This window comes from Dyadobacter subterraneus (assembly GCF_015221875.1).
GTDB classification, from domain to species: domain Bacteria; phylum Bacteroidota; class Bacteroidia; order Cytophagales; family Spirosomataceae; genus Dyadobacter; species Dyadobacter subterraneus.
The window spans coordinates 949409-968832 of record NZ_JACYGY010000001.1 but is presented as its reverse complement, the minus strand read 5'-3'; the positions used below and the strand labels follow the sequence as shown (position 1 = coordinate 968832).

Annotated in this window: 18 protein-coding genes; 9 read left to right on the top strand and 9 right to left on the bottom strand. The window is 39.2% G+C overall.

Annotated elements, in window-relative coordinates:
• Positions 1 to 289 precede the first annotated feature (289 nt).
• From IEE83_RS04095 to IEE83_RS04080, 5 genes are read left to right on the top strand one after another with little or no spacing between them, the layout of a single operon-like run.
• Positions 290 to 430 carry a hypothetical protein gene (locus IEE83_RS04095; RefSeq protein WP_194119354.1) on the top strand — a complete coding sequence of 47 codons (141 nt, stop codon included), beginning with the start codon at positions 290 to 292 and terminating at the stop codon, positions 428 to 430.
• Complete coding sequence (locus tag IEE83_RS04090) at positions 414 to 569, top strand: hypothetical protein (protein ID WP_194119353.1); 156 nt, start codon at positions 414 to 416, stop codon at positions 567 to 569. Before IEE83_RS04095 ends, IEE83_RS04090 begins: the two co-directional genes overlap by 17 nt.
• A 2-nt stretch (positions 570 to 571) precedes the next feature.
• Positions 572 to 901 (top strand): glycoside hydrolase family 16 protein, encoded by a 330-nt coding sequence (locus IEE83_RS32830; protein WP_228101669.1) that lies wholly within the window; start codon positions 572 to 574, stop codon positions 899 to 901.
• The gene (locus IEE83_RS32825; RefSeq protein WP_310588570.1) at positions 865 to 1425 is read left to right on the top strand and encodes a glycoside hydrolase family 16 protein; all 561 of its coding nucleotides are present in this window, start codon (positions 865 to 867) and stop codon (positions 1423 to 1425) included. Before IEE83_RS32830 ends, IEE83_RS32825 begins: the two co-directional genes overlap by 37 nt.
• Before the next feature lie 35 nt (positions 1426 to 1460).
• On the top strand, positions 1461 to 3236 hold the full coding sequence (locus IEE83_RS04080) for a DNA polymerase III subunit gamma/tau (protein ID WP_194119352.1): 1776 nt from the start codon (positions 1461 to 1463) through the stop codon (positions 3234 to 3236).
• Here IEE83_RS04080 and coaE read toward each other — a convergent pair.
• The 6 genes from coaE to nusB form a co-directional block, all read right to left on the bottom strand.
• Positions 3233 to 3835, bottom strand: coding sequence for a dephospho-CoA kinase (coaE, locus tag IEE83_RS04075; protein ID WP_194119351.1), 603 nt, complete (start codon positions 3833 to 3835; stop codon positions 3233 to 3235). The two genes, IEE83_RS04080 and coaE, sit on opposite strands and share 4 nt — an antisense overlap.
• Before the next feature lie 148 nt (positions 3836 to 3983).
• Positions 3984 to 4679 (bottom strand): YbbR-like domain-containing protein, encoded by a 696-nt coding sequence (locus IEE83_RS04070; protein ID WP_310588470.1) that lies wholly within the window; start codon positions 4677 to 4679, stop codon positions 3984 to 3986.
• Positions 4680 to 4846: 167 nt separating this feature from the next.
• The gene (gene yajC / locus IEE83_RS04065) at positions 4847 to 5146 is read right to left on the bottom strand and encodes a preprotein translocase subunit YajC (protein WP_194119350.1); all 300 of its coding nucleotides are present in this window, start codon (positions 5144 to 5146) and stop codon (positions 4847 to 4849) included.
• Between the two features lie 59 nt (positions 5147 to 5205).
• Positions 5206 to 5658, bottom strand: coding sequence for a DUF1573 domain-containing protein (locus tag IEE83_RS04060; RefSeq protein WP_194119349.1), 453 nt, complete (start codon positions 5656 to 5658; stop codon positions 5206 to 5208).
• 14 nt (positions 5659 to 5672) lie between these two features.
• On the bottom strand, positions 5673 to 5975 hold the full coding sequence (locus IEE83_RS04055) for a YtxH domain-containing protein (protein WP_194119348.1): 303 nt from the start codon (positions 5973 to 5975) through the stop codon (positions 5673 to 5675).
• A 74-nt stretch (positions 5976 to 6049) separates the two neighbouring features.
• Entirely contained in the window at positions 6050 to 7216 is a 1167-nt protein-coding gene (nusB, locus tag IEE83_RS04050) for a transcription antitermination factor NusB (RefSeq protein WP_194119347.1), read from the bottom strand.
• A gap of 361 nt (positions 7217 to 7577) precedes the next feature.
• Here nusB and IEE83_RS04045 point away from each other — a divergent pair, with 361 nt between their 5' ends.
• Together IEE83_RS04045 and IEE83_RS04040 are read left to right on the top strand one after the other, a co-directional pair.
• A complete protein-coding gene (locus IEE83_RS04045; protein ID WP_194119346.1) occupies positions 7578 to 9359 on the top strand; it encodes an ABC transporter ATP-binding protein in 1782 nt (593 codons plus the stop codon).
• Positions 9360 to 10159: 800 nt separating this feature from the next.
• A complete protein-coding gene (locus IEE83_RS04040; protein WP_194119345.1) occupies positions 10160 to 13162 on the top strand; it encodes a TonB-dependent receptor in 3003 nt (1000 codons plus the stop codon).
• A gap of 74 nt (positions 13163 to 13236) precedes the next feature.
• On the opposite strand, the gene IEE83_RS04035 is transcribed toward IEE83_RS04040, so the two are convergent.
• Positions 13237 to 13833 (bottom strand): 2OG-Fe(II) oxygenase, encoded by a 597-nt coding sequence (locus IEE83_RS04035; protein WP_194119344.1) that lies wholly within the window; start codon positions 13831 to 13833, stop codon positions 13237 to 13239.
• 70 nt (positions 13834 to 13903) lie between these two features.
• Positions 13904 to 14665, bottom strand: coding sequence for a LexA family transcriptional regulator (locus tag IEE83_RS04030; RefSeq protein ID WP_194119343.1), 762 nt, complete (start codon positions 14663 to 14665; stop codon positions 13904 to 13906).
• A gap of 134 nt (positions 14666 to 14799) precedes the next feature.
• Between IEE83_RS04030 and dinB the strand changes: the two genes are divergently transcribed.
• Positions 14800 to 16032 carry a DNA polymerase IV gene (gene dinB, locus IEE83_RS04025; RefSeq protein ID WP_194119342.1) on the top strand — a complete coding sequence of 411 codons (1233 nt, stop codon included), beginning with the start codon at positions 14800 to 14802 and terminating at the stop codon, positions 16030 to 16032.
• 25 nt (positions 16033 to 16057) lie between these two features.
• Here dinB and IEE83_RS04020 read toward each other — a convergent pair whose 3' ends face one another.
• A complete protein-coding gene (locus IEE83_RS04020; RefSeq protein WP_194119341.1) occupies positions 16058 to 16357 on the bottom strand; it encodes a HigA family addiction module antitoxin in 300 nt (99 codons plus the stop codon).
• 65 nt (positions 16358 to 16422) lie between these two features.
• On the opposite strand from IEE83_RS04020, the gene IEE83_RS04015 reads away from it, so the two are divergent.
• The gene (locus IEE83_RS04015; RefSeq protein WP_194119340.1) at positions 16423 to 19386 is read left to right on the top strand and encodes a DNA polymerase III subunit alpha; all 2964 of its coding nucleotides are present in this window, start codon (positions 16423 to 16425) and stop codon (positions 19384 to 19386) included.
• Positions 19387 to 19424: the final 38 nt, after the last annotated feature.

Below are 19424 nucleotides of genomic sequence, written 5' to 3'. Positions count from 1 at the left end.
ATAGATTATCGACTTTTTCGCAAGAGAATAAATCGTTGAATTTGCTTACGGAAATTTTCTTTGTCCTGCTTTACGACCTCAACCTGCTCCTTTGGAGCATCCTGTTTATAGAAAAATATTAACTCAGCCACTTCCCTAACTCCTTAGGAGTTTCCTGGAAATCTTAGGCGGCTCCTACGGAGCCAGAAAAATAAACCTTAAATTACATTGCTATAAACAGGAAGCTCCACAGGAGCTATTTATCTGAATATCATTTCAATATTTCATTTTATATATCTTTTAAGTAAACATGGCAAAAATTAAAAGAAATATTCCGCTCAAATTAACCGGCGAGCAAATCGTTAATAAGAAATTGAAGGAAATGAATGAATTGTTAAAAGATGTAGATCTTTCTAAATTACCAAAAAGACCAAATGCTAATCAGGAATGATATGGAAATTAAGAAAAGCAAGTCTGTAAAGAAACTTACAGAAGAAGAAATTGTTCAAAGGAAACTGGACGAAGCTAACGCAATGTTACGTAAAATGGATTTTTCTACGCTTCCTATAAGGTTGAAAAACAAAGTGTAGCTATGCAAAAATTCTTTTCTAAAAAACTATTTCTCATTTCAGTCTGCCTAATCGGGTTTATTGATTGTTCGCAATCTCAAACTTCACCTGCACAATCAACACCAGTAAAATACGAGTTTGGATTAACGCCAATCTGGCAGGATGAATTTAATTATTCAGGAAAACCTGATGTTAAAAAGTGGAGTTATGATTTGGGCGGCGATGGCTGGGGAAATCATGAGTTGGAAAATTATACTAACAAACCAGAAAATGCCCGTGTTGAAAATGGCAGTCTGATCATTGAAGCCAGAAAAAAATATCAGGCAAACAAAATTACAGTTCAGCCCGATTAGTCACGAAAGGAAAAGGTGATTTTCTTTATGGGAAATTTGAGATTCGCGCCAAACTTCCGCAAGGCCGCGGAACCTGGCCTGCCATCTGGATGCTTTTTTCACAAGAAAACTATGGCAGCAAAGGCTGGCCGGATAATGGTGAAATTGACATTATGGAACACGTAGGTTTTGACCAGAATCACATTCATGGAAATATACACACCAAAGCATTTAACCACGTTTTAAAAACTAATAAAGGCCGCGATACATTACTCACAGATGCCTCAACAGCATTTCATATCTATATCTGTGAATGGACGCCCACCTATGTTTCAATCGGCATTGACGGAAAAGAATATTTCCGGTTTAATAAAGAATCAGGCTATTCCTGGGAGCAGTGGCCTTATGATAAATCTTTTCATTTAATTTTAAATATGGCTGTTGGCGGCGATTGGGGCGGACAGAAAGGTGTGGATGACAGCATTTTCCCTCAAAAAATGGAGGTTGATTACGTCCGTGTCTATCCGTTGATCGAGAAAAAGTAATTTGAAATTCCGTCGCACGGAGCTAACTTGCACCCATGGATCATTTCGTTGTTTCGGCCAGAAAGTATCGCCCGGTCACTTTCGACTCGGTAGTTGGCCAATCACATATCACGACTACGCTTAAAAATGCAATTCGTACCAATCATCTCGCACAGGCTTTCCTGTTTTGCGGTCCGCGTGGTGTTGGTAAGACTACATGTGCCCGTATTCTTGCAAAAACCATTAACTGTCAGAATCTTGGGGACGATGTAGAGGCTTGCGGCGAGTGTGAATCCTGTATCAGTTTTCAAAATAATGCCTCTTTTAACATCCATGAACTGGACGCTGCTTCCAATAACTCTGTTGAAGATATCCGTAACCTGATCGATCAGGTTCGCTATCCGCCTCAGACCGGAAAATATAAAATCTACATTATTGATGAGGTTCACATGCTTTCACAGGCGGCTTTTAATGCCTTTTTGAAAACATTGGAAGAACCGCCCGGATATGCCATTTTCATTTTGGCAACAACCGAAAAACACAAAATTCTCCCAACGATTTTATCCCGTTGCCAGATTTTTGATTTCAACCGTATCCAGCCAAAAGACATTGCTTATCACCTTGCTGATATTGCAAAAAAAGAAGGTATTGAAACAGAAAAAGAAGCACTCGAACTGATCGGCCAGAAAGCGGACGGCGGTTTGCGTGATGCGCTTTCTATGTTTGATTTGAACGTTACCTTTTCAACCGATAATCATTTGACTTATGCAGCTGTTTTAGAAAACCTGCATATTCTGGATTACGATTATTATTTCAAAATCACGGATGCTTTAACAGCTGCAAGTGTGGCGCGTTCATTGGTTTTGTTTGATGAAATATTAAGAAAAGGTTTCGATGGGCATTTATTTATTGTCGGCTTGCTTGAACATTTCCGTAATCTTCTGGTTTGTAAAGATCCTGCAACGGTTTCACTTTTGCAGGTTTCAGAATCGGCTGAAAGAAAATATATTGACCAGTCCAGAAATGCAGATATGAGCTTTTTGCTTTCGGCATTAAGCGTTGCCAGTCAGTGTGATATCAATTATAAAGCTGCGAAAAATCAGCGATTGCATGTGGAGCTTTGCCTGATGAAACTGGCCAATCTCCCCAATATTCTTCAACTTCATTCTCTTGCCGCCGTTGATGAAACGGCAAAAAAAAAAGTTGAGCCTCAACAATCCGTAAGTAATAACGAAGCAAAAGAAGCGACGCCGGTATATGAAAACCGGCCGCAGGAAGTTTCATATACAAACGGAAATATTGCGGCTGTTGTTTCGCAGCCGATAAGTCAAGCAACCGCAAGACCGTCAAAACTTAGAAGTACAACGCAGCTTACACCACAGGAGCCAATGGCCCAAAACGGTTCCGCGAAAGAAGTGGCTGCTGCTAATGAGGCAATTACTGCACCTCAACCTGCGAAAATACTGCTTGAACTGACGCTGGAAAATTTACAGCAGGTTTGGCATGAATTCGCTGAAAACAGAAGACGCACGAAAGATTCGACAACAGAAGGAATTGCGTTAAACAGGGCTGTCGATCTGGTGGATTTCACAATTCAAATCGCCCTGGATAATGATCCGCAAATGGATGCTTTGCAGGGAATGCGTTATGAATTGCTTGGATATTTGAAGAGCAGATTGAATGCACCAAAACTGGAAATAAATCCCCGTGTGGCGCCGCATGAAGTAAATCGGTTGCCTTATACGCCGGCAGAAAAATTCAATTATATGGCGGAGAAAAATCCTTATTTGTTGCAGCTAAAACAAGCATTGGGATTGGATGTAGATTTCTAAATTTGCTTCCCGTTTTTTTCCAGGAATAATTTATGAAGTTCTAAAACCTGTGGAATAAGAGCCGCATTTTCGCCATTATCAACCTTAAAATCTGCAATTGCATCACGTTCTTCATCCGAAATTTGTCTTTCAATTATCGATCTGATTTCAGCCTCCGAACGGTTTTTATCACGATTTCGAATTCTTGATAAACGTAATTCAACCGGGGCAGTTACTACAATTACAAAATCCAGATTATTATTTTCTCGGGCTTTATTCATGATAGCGGCTTCCTTGATCACATAAGGAAAATTGGTATGATTTTCCAGCCACGTATCAGTATCTTTTCCAACCGCCGGATGAATAATCCCGTTTAGTTTTTTTAGAAGTTCAGGATTTTTGAAAACTAGGGAAGAAACATAAGGACGATTATATTCGCCATCCAAAGTGTAAGATTCCTCACCAAGTAGTTGAATTACGGCTCTACGGATTTCAGGATCGTTATTGGTAAGCCATTTGGCTCGTGTATCAGCATCATATACAGGAATATCCAGACAGGCAAACAACTTGCAGACAATACTTTTGCCAGAACCAATGCCGCCTGTTACACCAATATGCATTTTTTAATGGTTAATTGTTAATAGTGGAGTTTGAAGTTTTTGGATAAATAGAATGGTTGTTTAATAAGGTTAATTATTAACGGACAAAATCTCATTACGATCCTGATACCCCATTAACAATTAATACTTAACCATTAACAATTAACAATTAATCCTTATTTAAGTTTCCCAGCATCTGCGCTACTTCAAAACTTACATAAACATCTCTATGGCTGACTTCTACCAAGGGAGAAACTGCTATGGGGATTGGGAGACTTTCGTCGTAATTATTTTGGATTTTTTTGGTTGGAATTCCTATGCGGATTGTATCGGGATAATTGCGGATTAATGAAATTGGTCCGTCTATTGAAATTAATGATGGGGATACGTTGATAATACTGGAAATTACATAACCCTCACGCATATTAATTCCTGCGCTGTCAATCCGGATCGGGATGATTTTCCTTATTTTTCTTTCAAAACTAAGTTCAAAAGTATCGGAAACCACGTAGTTAACTTTTACATCCGGAAACAGTTCAGTGATCTGATCTGTTAGTGATGTAGAGTTGATAAAACTTGCTTTGGTTGGATTTAGAACTTTGTAAACAACCGGCGCTGCATTAAAATTCAGCCATGATTTTCTCAGCAAATTCCAGCCATCACCTGTCACGTTCACTGAAATTCTTTTTGGCAAAGGTTGGAGCGGGACAAATGAAGCGGCATCATACTCAACGGTTAACGGATAGCTGAGCCTGATGGAATAATCGTCTTTGTTCAGCACATTCATCAACCAGAAAAATGTAGCCGCCAAAAGACACCCTAAAAAAGTATTAATCTTATTCCGACCTGATGGAATGTTACTCACAGCTGCTAATTAAAATAATTGTATATTTCTTCAATATACAGTTAATACGTATTATAAAAAAAGCGGTGTCAGGATTTGATGTAATCACCTAAATATCAACTATTAAGGCCACCCCTGACACCACTCAAAATAATTATATCAAATAAATAACGTTCTTTTGCCAGATATTATTCTGCAATAGTACGCGCAATTGCCGATTTGTCAACAGTCAGTTTTACACCTTTGTCAAGTTCAAGCGTTACCAAAGTTTCTTCAACAGCATACACTCTTGCATGAATTCCACCAATCGTAACGATTTGATCTCCCTTTTTGATAGCGCTCAAAAGTGTCTTCAACTCCTTTTGTTTCTTTTGCTGCGGACGGATCATGAAGAAGTAAAATACCCCGATAATCCCAACCCACATCACCACCTGATAAATCATGGCTTGTGAGCCGCCTGCTGCTTGTAATAAAATTGAAAGTGTCATTATTGTATTAGGGTTATTGAGATAGTTAAAACGAAATTGAAATACTTACTGAGTAAATTCTACTCAGTTGATTTTGCCGCTTCCGGCTTAGGAGCTGCATTGACAATGCCTCTCAAACGCAATTCGGAATAGGCCGGATCAGTATTGGCATAAACCGTAACCGTTTTTACCTGAGGGCCGGATTTCCCCTTGCTGTTAAAACGAACTTTAATACTTGAAGCAGCATTTGGAGCAATCGGATCACGCGGCCATTCCGGCGTTGTACATCCGCATGACGAAGTAATGTTATTCAGAATCAACGGATACGGTCCGTCATTTTTGAAATGAAAAGTATGTTCCACCACCTCTCCCTCCTGAATTGTACCAAAATCAAAAGAAGAACTGTCGGTTAAAGTAAAAACGGGAAGCTTTATGTCTCCCGTTTTTGAATCCTTTTTATTTTCAGAACCTGAACAATTTACAAGCATCAGGGCAATTCCCGAAAGAACTACAAATGCAGCAAGTTTTCTCATACGTTAAGTTTAAATCAGTTAGTCTGACTTTTTATTTGTGCCATCAAACGATCTACGTCTTCAAGCAATTTCTCAGCTTTTTCACGTGCATCACTTACCACCCGCTCGCCTTCTGTTCTGGCGTAGCTATCAGGCTGATTTTTTTTGTCAATTAAATCTTCGATAACCTCCTGTAACTTTTCACGGTATTTTGACAACCGGTAAGTCAGCTGGGTACGAAGCACATTTCCTTTATCAGGAGCATAAAGAATCCCCAAAGCTGCTCCTGTTGCACATCCAGTCAAAAATGCAATTAAACTACGGCTCGATTTACTCATGGCTTTATAATTTTAGCGGTTTTCCGCAACTGTTGATGATTAACTTTAAAACAATTAACCTAAAACTTCTATGCCTATTTATTATCTATCAATCCACGGCCACTTTTTCTGATGATACCCTGCGCTGCTAATTTAACAGAAAGTACATCAAGTACACCATTTACAAACTTACCACTTTTGGGAGTACTATACCTTTTTGCGATTTCAATAAATTCATTGATGGTCACTTTTACAGGAATTCCGGGAAAATGGATCAACTCAGCCAGAGCCGTTTTCAGGATAATCATATCCACCAAAGCGATACGATCAAGTTCCCAGTTTTTCAGTTGTTCGTCAAGATAAAGATCATACTGATCATTTTCTTCAATCACATATCTGTAAAGTTCCTCAACAAAGAAACGATCTTCTTCCCAATCTTTTGTCAAAGGAGCCAAAGTGAAAGTCTCTGCATTATCAGCAGATTTTAAAGTTTTGATCGCTAATCCGCGAATCAGTTCACTATGATCAGCCCAGTATAAATCACGTTGTTCTAGAAATTCCAAAGGAACTTCATGTTTCAGAATTACCTGGCGCAATATATATTGAACAAGCAGCTGATCTTCTTCCGGCGTATGTTCAACTTTATTACAATATTCCTCATAAGTTGCATCCTTGCGCAATGCCTCACGATACGTTTTGCGTATCATGTTCATATCATTACTCCAATTGATACCGTTTCTGATTATTTCTTCTTCAAGCGTTTTATCTTCCTGCAAAACCATAATGACACGGTTTGTATTCAACCCGCCATTTTTAGAAAAAGGAGCTTCCGGATCATCATATTTCCGTTCACGATCCAGTTTTGCCTGATATGAAAGTTCAAGTAACATGGAAATAACGCGGATAAAATCAACGTAAATAGATTCCGTTTCATTTAAAACGCGCCGAACCATTTTCTCTCCGTCCGTCCCGGTCTGTCTTTTGTAAGCCTGGTATGCGCTGCCGGCAACTTTTACAACGTCCTCAGAAACTTCATCATTCGGTTTTAATTCACCGTTTTTGATCAGTTCGTCCAACGCCGCTCCTGCCAAATGTTTGTTGTTCGTTAGTTTTTGCTTATCCTGAAATTCCATGGAATTCAAATCAGGCGCAAACGCTTCTTCAATCTGATCCAAAGCAAGTAAACGGTTTGCATCAGCAGTTAATTTGCGTGCGTAAAGAGCTTGAACAGCTTTTGTTCGTAATAATCTTCTATTCAGCATAAGCCGGAATACTAATTGGGTAAAAGGTACAGTAAACCAAAGAACGGGTCTGCGTTTTCAGCAAGGTTTTTAATTTGACAATCCCCCGCGATAATATTTAAAATTGACCGCAAAATTAGACTATTTTGTTTAGAAATGGAAAAATCGGAACGATGGTTTTACATTTGCAACGATTTAAAACGTTTGAATGTTGGTATTGAAACACCCGTAAATCGATATAAAAATCTTCTGGTTTGAAAAAACCGGGATTTATCAATTTAAGTATTTACCTCAATGCGGATAATCGATTAAGTGTGAAATGGATAACGGCCAAATAAACCACTGAAAATTAACGCAAATACAAAATCAACTCTATTAACACGTGAAAGCACTTAAGTACCTCAATAAGTACTTCTTGAAATATAAATGGTATCTTATTTTAGGAACAATTTTTACCATTATTTCTAATCTTTTCGGAATTATTCCCGCACAATTGGTTCGTTATGCCCTGGATTTGGTAAGCGAAACGCTTGATGTCTACTATTTATTTGCAGGCTCCAAACTGCAAAGTGAAATGTACGACACCTTCGCTTTTACGATTTTGCTTTACGGTTTGCTGATTCTGGCGATGGCGCTTTTGAAAGGAATTTTTCTTTTTCTGGTTCGCCAAACGATAATCGTGATGTCGCGCCATATTGAATATGAATTAAAAAATGACGTTTACGGTCACTACCAAACTTTGCCGACAAGTTTTTTCAGAAGTCATAATACCGGCGATTTAATGGCGCGGATTTCAGAAGACGTGAGTAATGTGAGAATGTATGTCGGACCATCTTTAATGTATGGTATCAATTTAATTGTACTTTTTGTACTTGTTATTTCCTACATGCTGACCGTCAGTACCAAACTTACGGTTTACGTTTTGATACCGTTGCCACTGCTTTCCATCAGTATTTATGTGGTAAACAATATCATGATGAAGCGTTCTCAGGAAATTCAGAAACAGCTTTCGGCACTTTCAACGTATGTGCAGGAAGCATTTTCTGGAATTCGGGTCATCAAATCTTTTGTTCAGGAAAAACATTCTTTTACCAACTTCGAGACCGAGGCCGAAGATTTTAAGAAAAAATCACTTGGACTGGCCAAAGTGGATGCGATCTTCTACCCTATTATTGTGTTGCTGATCGGTATCAGTAATATCCTGATTATTTATGTTGGCGGAAAAGAAATTATGAACGGCAATCTGACGCCGGGAAATATTACTGAATTTATTCTTTACGTGAATATTCTGACTTGGCCGGTTATGGCGCTTGGCTGGACAACAAGCCAGATCCAGCGCGCCGCCTCTTCACAAACCCGTATCAATGAGTTTTTGAACGAAAAAAATACACTTGTTTCTGATAAGAATATTGCAAAAGAACTTGATGGAATTATCACTTTCAAAAACGTAGGATTTAAATATCCGGATTCAGGAATCCAGGCAATTGAAAATTTTGATCTGGAAATAAAACATGGAGAAAGTGTTGCGATTCTTGGGACAACCGGTTCAGGAAAAAGTACGTTAGCACATTTGTTATGCCGACTTTACGATCCGACAGAAGGCGAAATCCTGATCGATAATCTGCCGCTTAAAGATTATGACGTCCACGCTTTTCGTCGTCAACTTGGTTACGTACCGCAGGATGTATTTCTTTTTTCTGATTCTATTGAAAACAATGTGCGTTTCGGAACAAAAGATATGCCGCACGACCGCATTGAACAGGCTGTGAAAGATGCAGATTTGTACCAAAACATTCTGAATTTCCCACAAGGATTTGATACCCGTTTGGGAGAAAGAGGAATCACTTTATCAGGCGGACAAAAACAACGTCTTTCCATCGCCCGCGCCATCGCCCGTGATCCTAAAATTCTGATTCTTGATGATTGTCTTTCTGCGGTTGATACCAATACAGAAAATATTATTCTGAACAATCTCAAACGTATCATGGATCAGCGCACTTCTGTGATTATTTCCCACCGTGTCTCTTCTGCAAAACTTGCTGACAAAATCGTAGTACTTCATGAAGGCCGGATTGTGGAACAAGGAACGCATACAAATCTTATGGCGAAAAATGGTGCTTACAAGGAATTGTATGAAAAACAGTTACTTGCCGAAGAAGTATAATCTCAAATGATTTAATATACCAAAAGTCACCCTTGGGTGACTTTTTTTTGTTGATTTTTGATCTGAAAAATCTTCTTTTATTCTTTATCTGACCAATATTTGTATTATTATAACAATAAATAGAATCATTTTGCACTTTTGAATTATTTGCACTTTTTGAAAGATTCTAAATTTAATACCCAAATGTGCTTTTGAAGCAAACAATGATGTATTAATATGGCTTTTTGAAAATATTAAGTAATTTTATTTTGTATTTTACAAATACAACAATACATTTACAGTGTCAATATCAAAAAGACAAAACCCAACCTGACTTCATATATCTTCCAGCCGCACCAGAGGAATATGAATTTTAAAAGTTTGGAGAATTAACCGACAGCCCAGTTAGCGGGTAGCTTGTGATAATTCTTTAACAAACACACAAAACATTATCCTGTAAAATTAGAATCATGAAAACGTCTGGATTGCTATCAGTCTTACTTTATGATTTGACAAAACTTTTTTGATTCTTTTTCGAATCCTAAACCATTTTTGAAAGAATATGCTGAGCTATGAATGGTCTTACACCTATGCGTGCGGGCATTATTTGTATTGCTTCATAGTCAGATTTTAAGCAGGATTACAAAACAGATTTTACCAGTAAGTCTTCAATTTATTGAGAAAAAAACGGTCGTTACTGTATTTACGTCCACTGGAATTACTATGTATTTACATTTCTGTTTAGGGATTTTTTGGCCGTTTTTTTAGGCCAGGCGTGTCGTTGTTATCGAAACTTACCATTCACTAATCATTAAAACATCATGGCAAAATCATTACCATTTAGTGTCAGGTTTGTAATTCTCTTAGTCATCTGCTGTTTGCTGACGAACATTTTATTCGCCCAGCAAAAAACTGTTTCGGGACGTGTGATCGCGACCGAAGACGGAGCAGGACTTCCCGGCGTAAGCATTGTCGTAAAAGGAACCAATATCGGGGCCATAACAGGGGCTGACGGTACTTACAATGTGGCTGTTCCAGGTGAAAAGTCAGTATTATCTTTTTCTTTTGTTGGTTTTGCAACACAGGAAAAAACAGTTGGCACATTAGCGACAATCGATGTATCACTTGAAAGTGATACCAAACAATTTTCTGAACTGGTCGTAATCGGTTCTCGGAATTCATCCCGTACCAAACTGGATACGCCAGCGCCGGTGGATGTAATTTCTGTTGCAAAAATATCTCAAAACATGCCTCAGACGGAATTAGGTCAACTTTTGAAACAAGTTGCTCCGTCGTTTAACTCACTTAAAATACCAGGAGGCGACCTTGCCTCACACGTAGATGCTGTGCAGCTGCGTAACCAACCCCCTAACCAGACATTAGTTTTATTGAACGGAAAACGCCGTCATTCGTCTTCCTTGCTTTTGGTAGCAAACAATTCCGGCCCGTCGACAACTGTTGATATGCGCACAATTCCTTTGGCAGCGGTGGAAAAAGTTGAAATTCTTCGTGACGGTGCAGCAGCGCAGTATGGCTCTGATGCCATCGCCGGTGTTGTAAATATGGAATTGAAGAAAAGCGTTGGCGTTTTTACGGGTATGTATAACACCGGCTTTTACGCAAATGTAGGTCTGGCAAAAAACAAGGATATCGACAAATTCGGTACTGATGGAAAGTTACAGCAATTCATGGGTAACTATGGTTTTGCTTTGGGAGATAAAGGTGGTTTTATCAACCTTACTTTTGAATTAAGTCAGCAGGGAAAAACAAGTCGTGTTCCAAAAGGCGGATACAGCGGCGCCGTTTTTGACGACAGTTATTTGAACAACACAAGAAAAGATGAGTACGGACAAACGATCATTACAAATCCGGAATTAATTGCCAGTCCGGATAACGCAGCACTTAAAACCGATCAGGGATTGCAGGATGCGCGTGGATTGAAAAAGAAAGATTTTGAAATGATCAATGGTTTGAGCAAAGTCGAAAACGGAACCATTTTCATGAATATGGCCATTCCATTAGGGCCAATGAAAGGAAATGAATTTTACGCTTTCGGTGGACTTAATTACCGTAATACATTGAGCGGTTGCTACTATCGTTTTCCTCGTCAGCAGGATCGTTTTTTAAATGACCTTTATCCAAACGGATTTTTGCCTCAGCTTACTTCCAATATTTCTGATAGATCTTTAACGATGGGTGTTAAAGGAAAAGCAGGAATTTTCGATGTTGATTTCAGCAATTCATTCGGAAACAGCAAGTTTGGTTTTGGTATGGTGAATACGATGAACGCATCTTACGGACCTTCCACGCCTACTACGATGCGTCTTGGAGATAACAATTTTATCCAGAACACAACCAATTTAGGGTTAACAAAATTGTTTGAAAATCCGGGAAATGGTGCGCTTAAAAGTATCAACGTAGCTTTTGGTGCGGAAATGCGTATTGAAAATTATCAGATCAAGGCAGGACAAAAAGAATCATATACCAAAGGTGATTATGGTACTTTCACAGCACCTGCTGATAATTACAACTATACAAAAAATGTTAACAAGGATGTAAAATCTGAACAAACAATTAAAACAGTAACCGGTGCAGATTCTACGGTTTATGTTGATTTGATCCTTCCTTACAAAGGCGACAAAGTTGATATCAAGGGATATTCCCCAAACTGCCAGTGTTTCCGCGGATTTGCTCCTGAGCAGGAAACAAATGCTTTCCGTTCGGTAATGGCTGGTTATGTGGATGTTGAAGTAGACGTTACAAAACGTTTTATGGTTGAAGGTGCTGCACGTTACGAACATTACAGCGATTTCGGTGGTGTATTAACTGGTAAATTTGCAACCCGTTATTCCATCATCCCTGATATGTTTGCCGTTCGCGGTTCTATCAGTACAGGTTTCCGTGCACCAAGTCTTCAGGAATTGTATTATGCACAAACTTCAACTGGTTTTACTCCGGGTGGTGTTCCTTTTGACCAGGGATATTTCACCAACAATAGTACAGCGGCAAAAGCATTAGGCATTCCAAAATTGAAACAGGAACGTTCGACAAACATCAGTTTCGGCCTTACTTCTCAATTAATTACCGGACTTGAAGTAACTGCGGATGCTTATTATATCAGAATTAAAGACAAAATCATCCAGACCGGTGGTTTTGGTGGCAGCGTAATCGGTGGAAATTTCAGTAACATTATTACCGCTGATGGTATCGCTCAGTTCTTTACAAATGCAGCTGATGTTGAAACAAAAGGGATTGACCTTGTGGCGAATTATCGTGCGGTTGTAGGAAGAGGCGGGCAAATGACTTTCTCTCTTGCGGCTAACTGGAATACGGTTGCATTCACAAAAGTTTATCCTGCACCGCTTAATATTGGTGCAAACAATACTTTGCCAACGGATCCAACTTTGCGTGCGCAGTATCTTTCTGACATCTACCTGAACCGTAGTTCCCGCGGAAGTTTTGAAAGAGGTAATCCACGTCAGAAATACATCGCTTCTATTGTCTATACAAAAGGACCTTTATCTGCGATGATCCGCGGTGTTTATTATGGCGGTGTAAATTATTACAGCAACTATCACGAAACTTCGGACATCACTTCTCCTTATGCAGATTACACATTGGGAGCTCGTGCAACGATGGATTTAAGTGTTAGCTATCAAATCATCAAAGCACTTCGTGTTTCAATTGGCGGAGATAATATTACAAACACTTATCCAACAAAAACACGTGCTGATTTGACAGATTCTGGTCGTTTCGCTTATGATAACTATCAAATGGGATATCAGGGCGCATATTATTACGCGCGTATGAGCTTCCAGTTCTAAGAGATTAAACAAAATAATTGGCCTTATTAGTTAGACATTTGTCGCTGATCAGGCCAATTTCTTTTTTTACAATATCAGGCTTTTAAAATCCAGCAATTAATAGCAAAACGCCGGTCTTTAAAATCAATGCCGGGTGCTATTACTGGCCTTACTTCATGTGGGGCAAAAGAAGGAAAAGCTAACAAAGAATTATTGTCGGGAGAAATATCTATAGAATGCTCCTTTTCCTCACCAATTGAAATCGTATGAATTCTCAGATTTCCTCCTTCAAACTTTTTAGGAATACTATGCAAATAGTACACAACACTGATCACTCTTGGCTTTTCTGTTTTCTTATGAACAGCCGTATCAATATGTGATTTAAAAAGTGACCTGTCTCCATAAGAAACAAATTCGGTTTCAATTTCTCCTGCATTAAATTTTGACAATTTCAAGCCATCAACCAAGGCAGGCACCCGTTTTCTGATACTTTCCTGAATGATCGTTTTATAAGGTTCAAAATTTTTTAAAGTCAATGAAATGCGTGATTCTGATATCTTTTTAATGCCTCCGCTATAAATTACAGACTGCTTGAAATCCAGTTGCCTCTTTACAGCATAAGCCAATATTTCAGCATTTAATTCATCACTTAAAAAGTCATGAATATGCATATAAGGAAACAATCTGGCCATCAATAATCTTCTATTTAATAATAACGTTGAGCTAACAAAGGTTTTCTACCGATCTGCGAACAGACGAATTTCACCTGGCCAGCTTCCTCACCTCCTCTTTCAATTCCTTCATTTCCTGATGGATATTCTGCAAACTGATGTTCGCAGCATTTGTTTCCATATCAAACGTCAGCTTACTGTTTACCTGCCAAAGTTCCCGTACTTCACTTCTGTCAACAGAAATCGGAGCGTATTCCGGATTTAATGAAATCAGGCTGACAAAAGTGCTTTTTTCACTTTTCTGGATTTTTTTCACAAGAATACTATCAGCAGTCACAATCACGTACATCCGGTTATTTTTCACATCATCCCAGCCTTCCACTGCCCTTCCCACGATCCATTCATCCGATTGTAAAACCGGCATCATACTATCTCCATCCACCTGAAATCCACGAAAAGTTGCGTTGCGATATTCCGGGAGCGGAATGCTAAATGCAGGCAAACTTTCAAACCAGCGCGTATCGCCAAGATTCAGCGGATATCCGGCAGCGGCCTTAGCATTAACCATCACAATATTTTCTTCCCCCGTATTATCAACTGTCACCACTTTTGGATTGATGGCAGCATCTCCTATCCGCAAATATTTCTGTCCGCTTTCTCCAAACAGCCAGAGCGGGTTAATATTATGCTGCTTCAAAAGCTCTTTCACAACCTGTCCGGGAATGCGCGTTCTGCCTCTTTCAATGTCGGCCGTTGTCATACTTATTCCCAATTGCTCAGCAAATGCAGCCTGCGTCAGGTTCAGTTCTTCCCTTAGTTGTTTGAAACGTTTACTTTCCTCTTCGATGGGCATATGTCTGATAAACTTGTACTTAAATGAGTAATCATATCAAAGATACAATTTTTTGGAATTAATCCATTGCTATATCAGGAAATATTCCATAAATTTGGAAATATTCCATTGATAAGTAAAAATTCCAAGCCACCATGGAGCGAACCATACTACATATGGACCTTGATACATTTTTTGTATCAGTCGAACGAAAAATTGATAGCCGTTTAGAGAAAAAACCGATTCTTGTCGGCGGGATTGGTGACCGCGGCGTTGTAGCTGCGTGCAGTTATGAAACACGTCCGTTTGGAGTTCATTCAGGTATGCCAATGAAAATGGCAAGAAATCTTTGCCCGGAGGCTATTGTGATTCGTGGTGAAGGAGGTGTTTATTCCAAACATTCAAAAGAAGTTACAGAGATTATCCGTGAAGCGGTTCCTGTTTTTGAAAAAGCCAGTATCGATGAATTTTATGCCGACTTATCAGGCATGGATAAATTCCAGGGATCATCTTATAAAATGGCGCAGGAATTAAGAATGCGTATCAAAAAAGAAGCAGGCCTGCCCATTTCTTTTGGGCTTTCTGCTAACAAACTGGTTTCAAAAGTAGCCACGGGTACCGCAAAACCTGATAATGAAAGAAAGGTTGAATTTGGAACTGAAAAGTCATTTTTAGCACCCATGCTGGTCAAAAAGATTCCAATGGTTGGCGATAAAACGAATCAGATCCTTTATAACCTTGGTATAAAACATGTAAGAACGATCCAGGAAATGCCCGTTGAAATGATGAGTAAAGTCCTGGGCAAAAATGGCGTTGTGCTTTGGAACCGTGCCAATGGAAGAGACGATACACCAATCATCCCCTTTCATGAACGGAAGTCAATTTCCAACGAACGGACTTTTGGAAAAGATACAGGAGATACAACAAGAATGCGGGAAATGATCAGGGCCATGGCCGAGAATCTGGCTTACCAGCTTAGAAATGGTGAGAAACTGACGTCTTGTATTTCAGTTAAAATAAGATATGCTGATTTCAATACTTTTTCCAAACAGCTCAAAATTCCTTATACCTCGGCAGATCATTTATTAATCCCGCAGGTGGAAAAACTATTTGATCAGTTATACAACAGAAGAATGCTGGTTAGGCTTGTCGGCGTCACTTTCAGCGATCTGGCCGGAGGAAATTATCAGATTAATTTATTTGACGATTCGGAAGAAAAACTAAACCTATATCAGGCGATGGATTATTTACGAAACCGGTATGGTACTGATGATCGTGGAAATGCAATTGTAAGCTGGGGTACCACAATAGGTATCGCCAATATATCAAGTATGGGAAATCCGTTTAACGGGGAACCGCCGATTATTCCGGCGCATAGGAATGCGTGATTAAATTATTTAGTAAAAATGTCAATTACACTTCATCAACTTCTAATGTCTTTATATTATTTAATTCATGAAAAATCGACTGCTGTTCTTCTTCAAGATCAAAATCGTCCTGCAAGCCGAGCCAAAACTTAGGAGTGGTGCCGGAATATTTGCTGAATCGCAATGCTGTATCTGCTGTCACTCTCCTTCGCCCTTTGATGATCTCACTAACACGCGTCTGAGGAATGGAAGTATCTTTTGCTAATCTGTAAGCAGAAATACCAAGAGGATTCAAAAACTCCTCCAACAAAATTTCTCCCGGGTGAATATTATTTAACTTTTCCATAACCGTTTCCATTCAAGTGCGTTAGTAGCGCCAAAGTAAGTATAAAGTTTAATTTCCCAAAACCCATGTTACTCAACTGCCACTCCTATTTCAGCCTGCGTTATGGAATGATTCCCGAAAAGGATTTGCTGGAACTTTGTGTACAAAACGATTATAATGCAATGGCACTGACGGATATCAACAATACGTCCGGCTGCCTGAATTTTATACGTTTGGCAGAAAAATATGATATCAAACCCATCGTTGGCATTGATTTCAGAAATGGGATACAACAACAGTTTATAGGACTGGCGAAAAACAATACAGGTTTTCAGGAATTGAATGAATATTTGTCAGGACACTCCCATCAGAAAATCGAATTTCCTGATCAGGCACCTTCGCTTGAAAACGCTTTTTTTATCTATCCTTTTGAACAGTTATTAAAAACAAAAAAAGAAGTTTTTCTCCCAAACGAATACATTGGTATTTCAATCAAGGATTTAAACCGCGTTCAGTTTTCTCCTTTGCGTGATCGCCTGGATAAGTTTGTCATTTTGCATACAGTCAGTTTCCGGCATAAAAAGGATTTCAGCGCCCACCGGCTTTTACGTTCAATCAATGAAAATACTTTATTAAGCAAAATTTCCGCCTTTGGAACAGGTGAAGAAACGGAGCAAATGCTGCCTTCCAATATTCTGAAATATCATTTCAAAAACTTCGATTCTATTGTTTTTAATACCGAAAAACTGATGGATGAATGTAACATCCGTTTCACTTTCGGAGAAAACAAGAAACATCAGAATTTAAAAGTATATACTAAAAGTGAGGCGGAAGATTACCAGCGTCTAAGTCAGAAAAGCTATGCTGCGCTTGGATACCGGTATGGCGACAACATCACCGATAAAATTTTCGACCGCATATCGATGGAATTGGAAATGATCCAGAAACAGGATTTCATTCCCTTTTTTCTGGTGAATCATGACATTGTAAGTTATGCAAGACAGAAAGGTTATTTCTATGTCGGTCGTGGCAGCGGGGCTAATAGTATTGTGGCCTATTTACTTGGAATAACGAACGTTGACCCTATTGAACTGGATTTATATTTTGAACGCTTCATCAACATGTACAGAAAAAATCCTCCCGATTTTGACATTGATTTTTCATGGAAAGACCGGGAGGATATTACTGAATACATCTTTAAAAAATTCGGCAGCAAAGGGCAGGCTGCACTTTTGGCAACTTACAGTACTTTTCAGCATAGTGCGGCTGCCAGAGAACTGGGCAAAGTTTTTGGTTTGCCAACTTATGAAATTGACGCGCTCAGCGATGGAAAATATGATCCTAAAAAACTGGATCAGCTTTCTGCGCTGGTGATTAAGTACGCGCAATATTTCCAGGAAAACAACCAGCCGAATCACCTGAGTATTCATGCCGGCGGGATACTCATTTCCGAGCGACCGATCAATTATTTTTCAGCAACCGATCTGCCGCCCAAAGGTTTCCCGACCACACAATTTGACATGGTAATTGCAGAGGATGTTGGCCTGAATAAATATGATATTCTTAGTCAGCGCGGATTGGCAAAAATCAAGGAAACGCTGGAAATCATCAAATACAACCGTCCCGAGGCACCGGAAATAGATATTGACGATGTAAAACAATTCAAACTTGACCCGAACATAAATAATCTTATTAAGCAGGCTCAGTGTATCGGATGTTTTTATGTTGAATCGCCTGCCATGCGTATGCTGTTGAAAAAGCTTGCAGTTGATAATTATCTGGGACTTGTAGCAGCGAGCTCGATTATCCGGCCTGGCGTCGCCAAAAGCGGGATGATGCGTGAATATATTTTACGGCACCAGGATAATAGCAGAACAAAAGATGCACATCCGATTTTACTGGATCTGATGCCTGAAACTTATGGCATCATGGTTTATCAGGAAGATGTGATCAAAGTTGCCCATTATTTTGCCGGATTATCATTGGGAGAAGCGGATGTAATTCGTCGCGGTATGAGTGGAAAATTCCGTGGACGTGATGAGTTTGAATATGTAAAAGCCAAATTTTTCAAAAATTGTAAAGACAAAAAATATGATCCGATAGTTACTGAACAAATCTGGGCGCAAATCGCAAGTTTTGCCGGTTATGCTTTTGCAAAAGGACATTCCGCATCTTATGCTGTGGAAAGTTACCAGACACTTTTCCTGAAAGCTTATTATCCGCTGGAATATATGGTGGCGGTTTTAAACAACGGCGGCGGTTTTTACGCACCTGAATTATATGTTCATGAAGCCAGAATGATGGGGGCAAATGTTATGGCACCCTGTGTTAATCATAGCAAAGCGCAGGCTGTCATCAAAGGGACTGATATTTACCTGGGTATGTCAGCATTAAATGAAATTGAAGAAAAAACCATTATAAAAATCCTGGAAGCACGTGAGGCAGAAGGTGAGTTTACTTCTTTAAATAATTTCCTGGATCGCGTATCCATTTCCATTGAACAGATCACAATCCTGATCCGAATTAACGCTTTTCGTTTTACCAAAATTGACAAAAAAACATTACTCTGGAAAGCGCATTTCCGTCTAAACAAAGCGCCCCAAAAAGTCCCGCAAAAACAATTGTTTCAGGTAGAAGTTAAAGAATTTGATCTTCCAACATTTGAAACTTCCCCTACTGATGAAGCTTATGACCAGATCGAGTTGTTAGGTTTTCCGCTTTGCAGTCCTTTTGACCTCGTTAAAAATCCAATGTCAAAAAGCGTGATGTCCAAAGATCTGGATAAATATATCAATCAGGATATTATTCAATACGGATATCTGGTGGCCGTTAAAAATACGAGAACGTCAAAAGGAGAACGGATGCAATTTGGCACATTTCTGGATCAGGAAGGACAATTTATTGATACCGTACATTTTCCACAGGTTGCAGCAAAATACAATTTCTCAAACAAAGGAGTTTATAAAATTTACGGAAAAGTGATTGATGAATTTGGGTTTTTGAGTATTGAAGTGAGTGAAATTGTAAGGATGGATTTGGCTTTGAGGTGATGGGGAATTGAGTATCTTCAAAAATAATTTTAATTCTT